Source organism: Pseudomonas sp. Pseusp97 (assembly GCF_047304025.1).
Taxonomy (GTDB): domain Bacteria; phylum Pseudomonadota; class Gammaproteobacteria; order Pseudomonadales; family Pseudomonadaceae; genus Pseudomonas.
Genome location: NZ_JBGLYK010000185.1, coordinates 1 through 11,728, shown reverse-complemented (window position 1 = coordinate 11,728; position 11,728 = coordinate 1). Strand labels below are relative to the sequence as shown.

Below are 11,728 nucleotides of genomic sequence, written 5' to 3'. Positions count from 1 at the left end.
CCCCCCGCCCGCCCCCCCCCCCCTCGCCCCGCCCGCCCCCCCCCCCCCCACCCACCCCGCGGCCGGGGCGCCCCCCCCCCCCCCCCCCCGCTCCTACGAAAAGCGCTCTAACGAAAAAGGCCCCGAATGGGGCCTTTTTCATGTGCGAAGGGGTCAGTAACCGCGCGAGAAATCCACTTCGCCGCGCATGGCCTGTCCCGCCCAGAAGCGCGCGAGATTATCGCGGAACAGGTCGATCAGCAGGGTTGGCAACGTCGGCGCGGCGGTGTGGCCGGTCAGCAGCAGGCGCGGCGTGTGCCAGAAGGGGTGCGAAGCCGGCAGCGGCTCCTGGCGGCAGACGTCGATGACCGCACCGGCCAGCTGGTTGGCCTCCAGCGCCGCGACCAGGTCCTCGTCCACTACCGAAGTGCCACGCCCGGCGTTGAGGAACAGGGCGGTGGGCTTCATCCGCTGAAACAGCGCGAGGTTGTAGATATCCGCGGTTTCCGGCGTGTCGGGCAGCAGGTTGATCACGTAGTCGGCGGTCTCGGCCAGGCGCGGCAGGTCGTCCAGCCCGCCCATGCGGCCGAAAGGCACCAGCGCGCGGGGGTTCTTCGCCACGCCGACCAGGTCCACGCCGAAAGGCGCCAGCATGTGTGCCACGGCCTGGCCGATCTCGCCGGTGCCGACGATGAGGATCTGCCGGCCGCTCAGGCTGCCCGGCACCCGGTCGTCCCACTGCACGCCGACCTGGCTGGCCAGGCGACCGAGGAACTGGCGCTCGTGGGCGAGCATGTAGGTGAGCAGGTATTCGGTCATGACCTGGCCGAAGATGCCGACGGCGCGGGTCAGGGCGTAGTCCTTGGGCAGATCGTCGGCCAGCAGCGGCGTGATGCCCGCCCAGCTGGACTGGATCCAGACCGGGTGTACGCCCTGGCGCAAGAGTTGCGCGGCCAGGGTCGGCTCGCCCAGCCACACGGGGCACTCTGCCGCGGCGTCCACCAGCTTGTTGGGATCATTGCCGGAGATCACCGTCAAACGGGGTTCGGCCGCCATCAACAGGGCGGCATAGAGGGAGTGTTCGCGATCGAGTACGAGCAGGCGCATGGTCAGGCCTTTCGCTTCGAACGGTGGAATATTTCCGGCTGGCGCATCTGGACTCGCTTCAAGGGACCTTCCCTGGGGAAATCGTCGTCAGTTCTAGGGAAGTCAGGCGCCAATAGACACATCCAGAGACCAAGCGTTCCGCTCCGTTGAACCCTTTTTACCCCTGCATAATGCGCTCAAGCCGCGCACTTGCACAGTGCCACCACCGGGCGGGCGCGCGACCTGAGCGGCGTGACGATACGGTTTCGATCAGACCGGATCGTTGCGCCGCAGCAATTCCTCGGGAAGGTGCTGGATGTACTCCTCCTCCGCCGGCGGCATCTGCAGGTGGAAACCCTGCTTCTCGATGTTCTCCAGCACCAGGTTGATGTCTTCGCGGGCCAGCTGGCGCTCGGGGCTCAGGACCAGGTCGAAGGCGTGCTGCGGCGCGCCGAACGCGGCGAGCAGCGCCTCGGGCACGCGGCTGAGGGCTTCGCGCTTGTCGACGTACAGGTACATCTCGTTCCTGCGCGGACTCTTGTAGATGGAGCAGATGCGTTTCATGTCGGTTCTTTCCGCTTTATCGAGTGGGCCGCGTCATTCGTCGGGCTGGGCGAGGCTGTCGAGCAGGGCCTGGCCCATCAGCTCGCGACGCCAGCCTTGCAGCGAATCGGGCAGTTGGTAGGGGCCGTCGGGCCAGCCGGTCTTGAGCAGGGCTTCGAGGATTTTCTTGCGCAGCATCAGTTCGGGCGCCATCTCCAGGCGCTCGGCTTGCTTCTGGCCGACTTCACGCAGTTTCTTCAGCACCGGGGTGATCTCGCGCGGCAGCGGCTCGGGCAGGGTTTCGGGCCAGGCCGCTTCGGGCAGTTTCGCCGCGTGGGCTATCAGCGCGATCAGGGTGTCGCCGTCCTGGCGCACGGTGCGCGGATGCATGTCGTCGATGCGCGCCAGCGCGACCTTGTCGGCCGGCTGGAAGCGCGCCAGCGGCCACAGGGTGTGCTCGCGCAGTATGTGGTTGCGCGGCTTGTTGCGCAGCCGCGCCTGTTCCTCGCGCCAGACGCAGAGCTCGCGCAGCACGGCCAGTTGCTGGCGGTTGAGCTTCCATGCCAGCTTGACGTCGAGGTAGGCCTGCTGCGGGTCGCTCACGCGGCTCTGGTTGAGGGTGAGGTCGGTACCGTCGGCCAGCAGCCATTGCAGCTTCTCGTCGCTCAGCCGCGGCGCAAGCTTCACGTAGACCTCGGCCAGGTGCTGCACGTCCTCGGCGGCGTAACGCACCTGCATGTCGGTCAGCGGGCGCTGCAGCCAGTCGGAGCGGGTCTCGTCCTTGGGCAGGTCGAGGCCGAGGATTTCCAGCACCAGCCTGGAGTAGCCCATGGAATGCGGCATGCCCAGGTAGGCCGCGGCCAGCTGGGTGTCGAACAGCGGCTGCGGCAGGCTGCCGGTCAGGCGCTGGAAGACTTCCAGGTCCTCGCCGCAGGCGTGGAACACCTTGACCACCAGCGGCGACTCCAGCACGGCGGCAAACGGCGACCAGTCACGGATCAGCAGCGGGTCGATCAGCCACACGCCGCTGCCGTCGCCCACCTGCACCAGCCCGGCGGCCGGATAGAAGGTATCGACACGCATGAACTCGGTATCGAGCGCGAGGTAGGGCAGTTCTTTCCAGTCCTGGCACTTGCGCTCCAGGGTGGCATCGTCGCGAATCCACTGTATGTCGAGGATGGTCACGAACTTCTCCTTCATTTCGGTGCGCGCAGTATATAGAGATGCATGATGTGCGAGCATTCCACTCGGCCATCGGTCTGTGCCGACTGCATGGCAACTTCTACGCTTTGCCCCGCCCACAACTACAAGAAGGCAACTCGCGCATGAAAAAGCTTCTCGGACTGGTCGTCCTGCTGGCCCTGGCCCTCGCGGTCTACCTGGCGCTCACGCCCAGCCCCATCGACCCGCTGGCCTGGTCTCCGCCCAAGGCGCCAGCGATGACCGGCGTGATGGAACCCAATGACACCCTGATGAAGGCCGAACTCCTCGCCCAGGGCCAGATCGTCGGCCCGGAGGACACGGCGGTGGACAGCCAGGGCAGGGTTTTCGCCGGACTGGATGACGGGCGCATCGTGCGCATCGGCGCCGACGGCAAGGCCGAGACCTTCGTCGAGACAGGCGGCCGTCCGCTGGGCCTGGCGTTCGACAAGAGCGGCAACCTGATAGTCGCCGACGCCTGGAAGGGCCTGCTGCAGGTCGACCCGCAGGGCAAGGTCCGCGTGCTGACCGATTCGGCCGATGGCGTTCCCTTCGCCTTCACCGACGACCTGGACATCGCCAGCGATGGCCGCATCTACTTCAGCGACGCTTCCAGCCGTTTCCACCAGCCCGACTACATCCTCGATCTGCTCGAAGCCCGTCCCCACGGCCGCCTGCTGCGCTACGACCCGGCCACCGGCAAGACCGAAACGCTGCTCAAGGACCTGTACTTCGCCAATGGCGTGGCACTGTCGCAGAACGAGGACTTCGTGCTGGTCAACGAGACCTACCGCTACCGCATCACCCGCTACTGGCTCAAGGGCGACAAGGCCGGCCAGCACGAGGTGTTCATCGACAACCTGCCAGGCCTGCCGGACAACCTCGCCAGCGACCGCAGCGGCACCTTCTGGGTGGCCCTGCCCTCGCCGCGCAAGGCCGATGCCGACATGATCCAGCAGATGCCCTGGCTGAAACGCCAGCTCACCAAGCTGCCGCGGGCCGTCCTGCCCAAGCCGGTGGCCTACGGCCTGGTAATCCAGGTGAACGAGAAGGGCGAGATCGTGCGCAGCCTGCACGACACCAGCGGCCAGCACCTGCGCATGGTGACCTCGGCCAAGCCGGTGAATGGCGTGCTCTACCTGGGCAGCCTGGAGAACGACCGCATAGGGCGTCTCCCGATTCACTGACGCCTCAGGCCGGCGCCTGTTCCTTCAGGGCAGGCGCGGCAGCGGGCACTGCATCGGGTTCCAGCAGTTCCAGCATGCGCTCGCGCACCTCGCTCATCAGCGCCTCGATGCCGCGTTCGGTGAACTGGGTGGAGTCGATGGGCGCGCCGACATGCACTTCCACCGGCATGCCGATATTCAGCTTGAGGCCGCCGGCCGGCAGCAGTTGCTGGATGCCGCGGATCGCCACCGGGACGATGATCGCATCGGTCTGCTGGGCCAGGCGGAAGCAACCCTTCTTGAACGGCTGCAGCCTGCCGTCCCTGGATCGCGTGCCTTCGGGCGCGGCCCAGAGCACGATGCCGCTTTCCATCATTTCCCGCGCCTTCGCCAGGTCCGCCATGGCCTGGTGGCGGTTGTGCCGGTCGATGGACGGGAACTCCGCCGCGCGCATGGCCGCGCCCCACACCGGCACGGCAAACAGTTCGCGCTTGGCAAGCATGCGGATCGAACCGGGCATGGTCACGAAGATCGCCGGGATGTCGTAGAAGCTGGAGTGGGTGCAGAGGATCATGTAGCGACGGCCATCGCCGAAGTCCGGTACCTCGCCGTGACGGCTCAGGCGCGCGCCGGTCAGGCGCAGCAGGCTGCCCGACCAGTCGCGGGTGAAGCCGTCGACCTTGGCCCGGCGCAGTCGGCCGATGGCGCCCAGCGCCAGGACCCGGACGCTGTAGCCCAGGGTGATCAGAACGGTCGCCAGTCCCACCAGGGCGACGCGCAGCGGGCCCGCCTTGCGCGGTGCCGATTGCTGGTCGTGCATGTTCGCCAACTCCCCACCAACTTTTCATCGTACAAGCCTTATGATGCGCCAAAGCCCCGTCACGACACAGGAACGCGCCCATGACCCAAGCCCGCCTGCTCACGCCCGAGCAACTGGCCGCCCGCCTCGATGACCCGAATCTGGTCCTGCTCGATTGCCGCTTCGCCCTCGAGGACCCGGCCTACGGCGCGCGCAGCTACCAGGAAAACCACATCCCCGGCGCGCATTTCGCCGACCTCAACCGGGACCTTTCCGCCCCGGTGATTCCGGGAGTCACAGGGCGCCATCCGCTGCCCGATCCGCAGCACCTGCAGGAGCACCTGCGCGCCTGGGGCCTGAACGCCGACAGCGAAGTGGTGCTGTACGACGACGGCCCTGGCGCCTTTGCCGCCCGCGCCTGGTGGCTGCTGCTCTGGCTGGGCAAGAGCGAAGGCGTCTACCTGCTCGACGGCGGCCTGACCGCCTGGCGCAATGCAGGCCTGCGCCTGACCACCGCCGAGACGCCGCTGCGCCCGGGCGACTTCAAGGGCGAACCGGACAACAGTCTGCTGATCAGTGCCAGCGAACTGGCCGCGAAGCTCGGCGATGCCGAGCTGCCGCTGATCGATGCCCGCGGCCTGCCGCGCTTTCGTGGCGAGATCGAACCCATCGACCCGGTCGCCGGGCACATCCCCGGGGCCCAATGCGCGGCCTTCACCGACAACCTCGGCCAGGACGGCCGCTTCCTGCGCCCGGAACACCTGCACCAGCGCTTCGCCGCCCTGCTGCGCGGACGCCCGGCCGAGGAGCTGGTGGCGTACTGCGGTTCGGGCGTCACCGCCTGCCACAACCTGTTTGCCCTGAGCCTGGCCGGGTACCCGCTGGGTCGCCTGTATGCCGGCTCCTGGAGCGAGTGGATCAACGATGCCCGCCGCCCGGTGGCCAAGGGCGACTGAGCTCCCGCTCCCGCTGAAAAAACGGAAGGTGCTTCACACCGGCGCCTTCCGTTCCTATGGATAGGTGTCAGGGCATCGTTCAGACTCGTGCCCATTCTTCAAAGGAGTGATCCCATGCCTTCGCGCATTCGCCAAACCCTGCTCGCCAGCCTGCTGCTGGGCCTGTGCAGCGCCATCCCCGTCCACGCCGCCGAACTGGAAGCCACGCCCTGCGCCATCCAGGACGAATGGTCCGATCTCTACGGCGAGGACCTGGTGAAGGCCGCCAAGGCCGGCCACGCCAGTGCCCAGTACACGCTCGGTCTGGAATACGACGCCGGCAGCGACGAGTACGACCAGGACTACGAAAAGGCCGCGTACTGGTACGAGAAGGCCGCCAAGCAGGGCCATGCCTGCGCCCAGTACAACCTCGGCAACGCCTATGACAACGGCGACGGCGTGGAGCAGGACTCGGCCAAGGCGGTGTACTGGTACCAGAAGGCCGTCGACCAGGGCGACAAGGACGCCCAGTTCAATCTCGCGATCATGTACGAGAACGGCACCGGCGTGACCCGCAGCTACAAGAAGGCCTTTGCCCTGTATCTGCTCTCGGCCGAGCAGGGCGATCCGGATGCCGAGTTCCAGGTCGCGGAGAGCTACGCCAAGGGGCGTGGCGTGGCGAAGAACCCGGCGCAGGCGCGCGCCTGGTACCAAAAAGCTGCGGACCAGGGCCACGAAGAGGCCGAGGAAAAGCTCGCTGCAATGCCGGAGTTACCGCCGAGCATCTAATCGCCAGAAGGAATATGAAGGCTTACTGCGCCGACGAAACAATTTAAAAACAGGCCTTTACATCATCTTCATCGCACTACACTTCAATTCGAGCCGCTAAGTCCGCTTCCGGCGGGGCCGAGGATAACCATCAGAAGCTGCCAAGACGCCCAGCCCCGCCGGTCATTGATGACGAGGACGTCATGGGAATCGCCGCGAACGATCTCTGCCAGTATGTGATCCGCCCCACCCTGCAGTACCTGGGGCGCCACAGTGTCGCGGCCGAATCGCTGCTGCTGGGGGCGGCGGCCTGTCAGTCGGCGCTGGGGAGCGCCCTCGATGACAGCCATGGCCACGGGCTGTATCGCATCGGTGAACAACGGCACCAGACGCTCTGGGACGGATTCCTGGCGCTGGACCCGGAGCTGGCCAGTCGCGTGAGAGGGCTGGCCAGCCAGCACGCCTTCCTCGACGCGCCGCATCTCGAACTGACGGTCAACCTGCGCTACAGCACGGCCATCGCGTGGATGCTGGTGGAGGCGGAGCATCTGCCCCTGCCGCTGGCAGACGATCCCATGGAACTGGCCCGGGTATGGCGCCAGGTTTTCCACCCTCATGGACGCCTTCACGACTTCGTCGACGCCTGGCACAGCTACGTCGGAAATTTCAGTCGAGTCGCCTGAAAACCCAGCGCCCGAATGGTGACCGATCGGTCAGAAATAATTTACCTACAGCGACGAACGGACATCAATCAGATGGAACGCTTGTTTGAGCCCCGAAGCCCAAGGTAGAGCGCCTGCCCACCACTACCCAAGACCCGGGAATCTTGGTAGCTTGCGCGCCGATAAACACAGGAGTTGCTCTAACAATGAAAACAACATGGCTCAAGACCACCATCGCACTGACCATTAGCGCTGCCTCCGCCCAGGTGTTTGCCAACGGCATCGCCATCAACGAGCAGAGCGCCAGCGGCGCCGGTACCGCCTACGCGGGCCGTGCTTCCTCGGCATTGGACGCCAGCACCATCTACGGCAACCCTGCCGGCATCTCCAAGCTCAAGCGCACGGAAGTCAGCGGCGGTCTGGCCGTGGTTTCCGCCAAGGACGACATCAGCGACGCCCACAGCTCTGCCTCGGGCTCCAACAAGGGCGACTCCGTCCCGCTTGCCGCTGTTCCCTTCGGCTACTTCTCCACCCCGCTGGACGACAAGGTCAGCGTCGGCCTGGGCGTCTACGTGCCCTACGGCATCATCAACGACTACGAAAGTGGCTTCCAGGGCCGTTCCCACGGTTCCTACAGCAAGGTCCAGGTGATCACCGTCCAGCCGACCATCAGCTACAAGTTCAACGACGTGGTGGCTGTCGGCTTCGGTCCGACCATCAACCGCATCGACGGCAAGCTGGAGAACTACCTGGCCACCGGCGGCCTGAACAGCGCCCTGGGCGGCAATGGCGACGAGACCAAGATCAGCATCAAGGGCGACGACACCGCCGCTGGCTTCAACGTCGGTGTGCTGGTCACCCCGACCGAAAGCACCTCCCTCGGCGCGACCTACCACTCCAAGGTCAAGTACAAGCTCGACGGCCACACCACGGTATCCAACTCGCCGGGCGGCCTGTTCGACTCGCGCATGGATGCCAACCTGGACATCACCCTGCCCGAGTCCCTGGACCTGTCCATCACCCAGAAGCTGGATGACCGCTGGACCGTCTACGGTGGCACCACCTGGACGCGCTGGAGCCGCCTGCAGTCCATCGAGGTGGAAAACACCGGCGCACCGCTGCCGCAGTTCAACACCATCGGCGAAGACCTGAGCTGGCACGACACCTGGTCCGCCGCGATCGGTACCTCCTACCAGTTCAACGACCAGTGGGTGCTGCGTACCGGCTTCGCCTACGACCCGTCGCCGACCACCAATGAGCACCGCAACGTGCGCATCCCGGTGGGCGACCGGAAGATCTTCACCCTGGGCGCCGGCTACTCGCCCAACGCCGACATGACCTTCGACGTGGCATACGCCTACCTGTGGGAATCCACCGCCGGCGTGAACCAGCCCGACGGCGAGCGCCTGGCTGGCGTCAACCTGCAGCCGGCCTACAGCGCCAAGTACGACAACAGCGCCCACGGCCTGACTGCGCAGATGACCTATCGCTTCTGATAGCCACGCTGTGCCACGAAAAAGCCGGGCAGATGCCCGGCTTTTTCATGCCCGCGATTCAAGGCAGAACCTTGTAGGAGCGAGCTTGCTCGCGAACAAGATTTTACGGCGACTTCGGAGCCAAGCGGTTCGCGAGCAAGCTCGCTCCTACGAAAAGCTCAGGCGGCCTGATCGGGCTCCGCATGCTCGCGGCAGATCAGCTCGCCTGCGCCCGCCTCCAGCGGCTCTCCGGTCAACCCGCAGTGCGCGCCGTCTTCCCGTTTCTGGTGATAGCGACAGGTACGGCACAGGCCGAAGCCCGGCACGTCTTCCTGCCTCTGCACGGTTCCCAGCAGCTCCCGCAGCAGTTCGATCAACAACTCGCCGCGCGCCCCCATGGACTCCTGCGCAAGGCGCAGGAACGCCGGCGGCACCAGCGCATCGATCAGCCCCCTGCCCTCGTGCGTCAGCTCCAGATGCACACTGCGACGGTCGCGGGCATCCGGACGCTTCTCGATCAGCCCCTTGGCTTCCAGCGCCTTGAGCGACTGCGACACCGTGCCCTTGGTCAGCCCGAGGAAATCCGTCACCGCCAGCGGGGTGTTCGAGTAGCGGTTGCAGCGCGCCAGATAGTTCAGTGCGCTCAGCTGGATCGGCTGCAGGTCCGCCATCTGGGGCTGCTCGCGCGCCCAGGCACGCATCAGGCTGGCGATGCGTTCGAGGTAGTCGTACAGGGTCGTATCGGTCATGGGTTGATCCCTCCGATAGATAGTATCGATCAAAAACCAGTTTGACAGAAGCGCAATCTGGCACGCAGACTGAGCTGGTATCGAGTCGATACATAATCAATCAGGAGAAAATCATGAGCAAAGCCGTTTACTACCACGCCGGTTGCCCTGTCTGCGTCGAGGCTGAGCGCGCGTTGCTGCCGCTGCTGAATCGGGAAGTGGAGGTGGTGCATCTGGGCGAGCATTCGCCGCGAGTCGCCGAAGCCGAGGTCGCCGGCGTGAAATCGGTACCGGCACTGGTGGTGGATGGGCAGGTGCTGCACCTGAACTTCGGCGCCGCCCTTGCCGACCTGAAATAAGGCCGGCGACATGAGCGACTACCAGCCATTGCACTGCGATCTCCATGACTATCTGGAGATCGCCTGCCTCTACCGCTATTGGCTGCGTATCGAGTGGCGTGACGGCCTGGCGTTCGATGCCCAGGCCTTCACTACGCATACGCGAAGGAGCGCGGGCGGAGTGCTGGAGGAGTTTCTCGAGGTGCGGGTGGACGATGCCAGCCGGGAGTTCCGGCTGGACCGTCTGCACGCCGTTACGCCATTGTCGGCGCAGGCGCTGTTCGGAAGGGTGGAACTGGATGCGGCCGGCAATGACCGCAACGACCTCACCACATGAGGTCGTCGGGCACCACGTAATCCTTGTACGGATCGTCTTCGTCCGGCTCGCCGCTGGGCTCGCTGAGGACGATGATGCGGCGTTCGTCGCGCTCCTGGATGCGCAGCGCGGCATCGCGCGGCACGATCTCGTAGCGGCCGTCGTAGCTGACGATGGCCAGGCTGCCGCGGCTGAGCTTGTCACGGATCAGGTCGTTGACCGCGATGCGCTTGACCTTCTTGTTGTCGACGAAGTTGTAGTAGTCGTCCGACTCCAGCTTCGGCAGCCGCGTACCCTCGATCAGTTGCTTGATCTGAGCCGCCTTGGCCTTCTTTTCGGCCTTTTCCTGCTGCTGGCGGTTCAGCTCGGCATCGCGGGCCTGCTTCTCGGCCTGCGCCTGCAGGGCCGCCTGGCGCTGGCTGTCATCCTTGGCCACCTGGTTCTTGTGCTCAAGGCGCTGCTGTTTCTGCTTCTGCTTGCCGGCCTGCTTGGCCTGCTTTTCGTTGACCAGCCCGGCTTTCAGCAACTGATCACGCAATGACATGCTCATGAATCGAGGCTCTCCAACAGCCCATAGTGATGCAGGACAACTCCAGACCAACGCATAGGTGCGGCGGGATCGTCCTCAGGGGGTATAATCCTCGGGCCTGTGCCAGCGCAGCGCAAGTGCCTGGCTCGAATTCACTCATCTGGAGCGGACTCGTTACCTCCATGCTGAAGCTCATCGTTCTCGCGATACTGGCCGTCTTCCTCGTCGCCATCCTCTACGTGCACCTGCGCGGCAAGGTGCGGCTGCCCTTCCTGCGCCAGGTGGTCAACCACTCCGCCTGGTTCGCCCCCTACAACTCGCTGATGTACCTGAACTCCAGCGTGCCGTCCAAGCCCTACCTGGACCGCGAGCGCTTCCCCGAACTCGACAAGCTGCGCGACAACTGGCAGATGATCCGCGAGGAAGCCGAGCAGCTGTTCGACGAGGGCTACATCCGCGACGCCCTGAACAACAACGAGGCCGGTTTCGGCTCCTTCTTCAAGAAGGGCTGGACCCGCTTCTACCTGACCTGGTACGACGGCCCCCTGCCCTCGGCGCAGCAGCTCTGCCCGAAAACCGTGGAACTGGTGAGCAGCATCCCCAACGTCAAGGGCGCGATGTTCACCCGCCTGCCGCCGCGCAGCCACCTGAACAAGCACCGCGACCCCTACGGCGGCTCGCTGCGCTATCACCTGGGCCTGGCCACGCCGAACTCGGACGAATGCCGCATCTTCGTCGACGGCCAGCCCTACGCCTGGCGCGACGGCCAGGACGTGATGTTCGACGAGACCTTCGTCCACTGGGTGAAGAACGAGACGGACGAATCGCGCCTGATCCTCTTCTGCGACATCGAACGCCCGCTCAAGTCGCCGCTGCTGACCCGCATCAACCGCCGCGTCAGCGCCTTCCTGGGGCGCGCCACGGCGCCGCAGAACGTCGAGGGCGAGCGCGTCGGCGGGATCAACCAGGCCTACTCGGTGCTGATTCGCTTCGGCAACGCCGTGGGCAGCAAGGTGAAGGTGTTCAAGCGTGCCTATCCCAAGGCCTACCGCATCGGCCGGCCGATCCTCGCGGTGCTGCTGCTGGTGCTGATCCTGCGCTGGCTGTTCGGCTGAGGGCGCGCGCCCTTCGCATTGACGGGATATTGTAGGAGCGAGCTTGCTCGCGAACCGCTTGACGCCGGTGCTGCCGGAGGGTCTGTTCG

General features: G+C 65.5%; 14 protein-coding genes. 8 read left to right on the top strand and 6 right to left on the bottom strand.

Features of this window, described 5'->3' with window-relative positions; all coding sequences use genetic code 11:
• Positions 1-153: 153 nt before the first annotated feature.
• From ACCC94_RS23025 to rnd, 3 genes are all read right to left on the bottom strand, one after another.
• On the bottom strand, positions 154-1,086 hold the full coding sequence (locus ACCC94_RS23025; RefSeq protein WP_413351904.1) for a D-2-hydroxyacid dehydrogenase: 933 nt from the start codon (positions 1,084-1,086) through the stop codon (positions 154-156).
• 249 nt (positions 1,087-1,335) lie between these two features.
• Positions 1,336-1,629, bottom strand: coding sequence for a YcgL domain-containing protein (locus tag ACCC94_RS23020; protein ID WP_413351903.1), 294 nt, complete (start codon positions 1,627-1,629; stop codon positions 1,336-1,338).
• 33 nt (positions 1,630-1,662) lie between these two features.
• Positions 1,663-2,850 carry a ribonuclease D gene (gene rnd / locus ACCC94_RS23015; RefSeq protein WP_413351901.1) on the bottom strand — a complete coding sequence of 396 codons (1,188 nt, stop codon included), beginning with the start codon at positions 2,848-2,850 and terminating at the stop codon, positions 1,663-1,665.
• An 83-nt stretch (positions 2,851-2,933) separates the two neighbouring features.
• Between rnd and ACCC94_RS23010 the strand changes: the two genes are divergently transcribed.
• The gene (locus tag ACCC94_RS23010; protein WP_413351900.1) at positions 2,934-3,995 is read left to right on the top strand and encodes an SMP-30/gluconolactonase/LRE family protein; all 1,062 of its coding nucleotides are present in this window, start codon (positions 2,934-2,936) and stop codon (positions 3,993-3,995) included.
• Between the two features lie 4 nt (positions 3,996-3,999).
• Here the strand turns inward: ACCC94_RS23010 and ACCC94_RS23005 are convergent, their stop codons facing one another.
• A complete protein-coding gene (locus tag ACCC94_RS23005; protein WP_413351899.1) occupies positions 4,000-4,794 on the bottom strand; it encodes a lysophospholipid acyltransferase family protein in 795 nt (264 codons plus the stop codon).
• 80 nt (positions 4,795-4,874) lie between these two features.
• Between ACCC94_RS23005 and ACCC94_RS23000 the strand changes: the two genes are divergently transcribed.
• The 4 genes from ACCC94_RS23000 (at position 4,875) to ACCC94_RS22985 (ending at position 8,634) form a co-directional block, all read left to right on the top strand.
• Positions 4,875-5,729 (top strand): sulfurtransferase, encoded by an 855-nt coding sequence (locus ACCC94_RS23000; RefSeq protein ID WP_413351898.1) that lies wholly within the window; start codon positions 4,875-4,877, stop codon positions 5,727-5,729.
• A 114-nt stretch (positions 5,730-5,843) separates the two neighbouring features.
• Positions 5,844-6,497: a tetratricopeptide repeat protein gene (locus ACCC94_RS22995; RefSeq protein WP_413351897.1), complete on the top strand. Its 654-nt coding sequence runs from the start codon at positions 5,844-5,846 to the stop codon at positions 6,495-6,497.
• A gap of 182 nt (positions 6,498-6,679) precedes the next feature.
• Positions 6,680-7,159, top strand: a complete 480-nt coding sequence (locus ACCC94_RS22990; protein ID WP_413351896.1) for a hypothetical protein — start codon at positions 6,680-6,682, stop codon at positions 7,157-7,159.
• Positions 7,160-7,344: 185 nt separating this feature from the next.
• Positions 7,345-8,634: an outer membrane protein transport protein gene (locus tag ACCC94_RS22985; RefSeq protein ID WP_413351895.1), complete on the top strand. Its 1,290-nt coding sequence runs from the start codon at positions 7,345-7,347 to the stop codon at positions 8,632-8,634.
• A gap of 158 nt (positions 8,635-8,792) precedes the next feature.
• On the opposite strand, the gene ACCC94_RS22980 is transcribed toward ACCC94_RS22985, so the two are convergent.
• A complete protein-coding gene (locus tag ACCC94_RS22980; RefSeq protein ID WP_413351894.1) occupies positions 8,793-9,362 on the bottom strand; it encodes a MarR family winged helix-turn-helix transcriptional regulator in 570 nt (189 codons plus the stop codon).
• Positions 9,363-9,475: 113 nt separating this feature from the next.
• On the opposite strand from ACCC94_RS22980, the gene ACCC94_RS22975 reads away from it, so the two are divergent.
• Entirely contained in the window at positions 9,476-9,700 is a 225-nt protein-coding gene (locus tag ACCC94_RS22975; RefSeq protein WP_413351893.1) for a glutaredoxin family protein, read from the top strand.
• A 10-nt stretch (positions 9,701-9,710) separates the two neighbouring features.
• Positions 9,711-10,016, top strand: coding sequence for a Rho-binding antiterminator (locus ACCC94_RS22970; RefSeq protein ID WP_413351892.1), 306 nt, complete (start codon positions 9,711-9,713; stop codon positions 10,014-10,016).
• On the opposite strand, the gene ACCC94_RS22965 is transcribed toward ACCC94_RS22970, so the two are convergent.
• The gene (locus ACCC94_RS22965) at positions 10,006-10,545 is read right to left on the bottom strand and encodes a DUF2058 domain-containing protein (protein ID WP_413351891.1); all 540 of its coding nucleotides are present in this window, start codon (positions 10,543-10,545) and stop codon (positions 10,006-10,008) included. The two genes, ACCC94_RS22970 and ACCC94_RS22965, sit on opposite strands and share 11 nt — an antisense overlap.
• Before the next feature lie 161 nt (positions 10,546-10,706).
• On the opposite strand from ACCC94_RS22965, the gene ACCC94_RS22960 reads away from it, so the two are divergent.
• Positions 10,707-11,639, top strand: coding sequence for an aspartyl/asparaginyl beta-hydroxylase domain-containing protein (locus ACCC94_RS22960; RefSeq protein WP_413351890.1), 933 nt, complete (start codon positions 10,707-10,709; stop codon positions 11,637-11,639).
• Positions 11,640-11,728: the final 89 nt, after the last annotated feature.

Excerpts from the sequence above, each read along its gene's own strand:
- ACCC94_RS23025 (WP_413351904.1), bottom strand. The coding sequence starts at position 1,086 with ATGCGCCTGCTCGTACTCGATCGCGAACACTCCCTCTATGCCGCCCTG.
- ACCC94_RS23020 (WP_413351903.1), bottom strand. The coding sequence starts at position 1,629 with ATGAAACGCATCTGCTCCATCTACAAGAGTCCGCGCAGGAACGAGATG.
- rnd (WP_413351901.1), bottom strand. The coding sequence starts at position 2,850 with ATGCTCGCACATCATGCATCTCTATATACTGCGCGCACCGAAATGAAG.
- ACCC94_RS23010 (WP_413351900.1), top strand. The coding sequence starts at position 2,934 with ATGAAAAAGCTTCTCGGACTGGTCGTCCTGCTGGCCCTGGCCCTCGCG.
- ACCC94_RS23005 (WP_413351899.1), bottom strand. The coding sequence starts at position 4,794 with ATGCACGACCAGCAATCGGCACCGCGCAAGGCGGGCCCGCTGCGCGTC.
- ACCC94_RS23000 (WP_413351898.1), top strand. The coding sequence starts at position 4,875 with ATGACCCAAGCCCGCCTGCTCACGCCCGAGCAACTGGCCGCCCGCCTC.
- ACCC94_RS22995 (WP_413351897.1), top strand. The coding sequence starts at position 5,844 with ATGCCTTCGCGCATTCGCCAAACCCTGCTCGCCAGCCTGCTGCTGGGC.
- ACCC94_RS22990 (WP_413351896.1), top strand. The coding sequence starts at position 6,680 with ATGGGAATCGCCGCGAACGATCTCTGCCAGTATGTGATCCGCCCCACC.
- ACCC94_RS22985 (WP_413351895.1), top strand. The coding sequence starts at position 7,345 with ATGAAAACAACATGGCTCAAGACCACCATCGCACTGACCATTAGCGCT.
- ACCC94_RS22980 (WP_413351894.1), bottom strand. The coding sequence starts at position 9,362 with ATGACCGATACGACCCTGTACGACTACCTCGAACGCATCGCCAGCCTG.
- ACCC94_RS22975 (WP_413351893.1), top strand. The coding sequence starts at position 9,476 with ATGAGCAAAGCCGTTTACTACCACGCCGGTTGCCCTGTCTGCGTCGAG.
- ACCC94_RS22970 (WP_413351892.1), top strand. The coding sequence starts at position 9,711 with ATGAGCGACTACCAGCCATTGCACTGCGATCTCCATGACTATCTGGAG.
- ACCC94_RS22965 (WP_413351891.1), bottom strand. The coding sequence starts at position 10,545 with ATGAGCATGTCATTGCGTGATCAGTTGCTGAAAGCCGGGCTGGTCAAC.
- ACCC94_RS22960 (WP_413351890.1), top strand. The coding sequence starts at position 10,707 with ATGCTGAAGCTCATCGTTCTCGCGATACTGGCCGTCTTCCTCGTCGCC.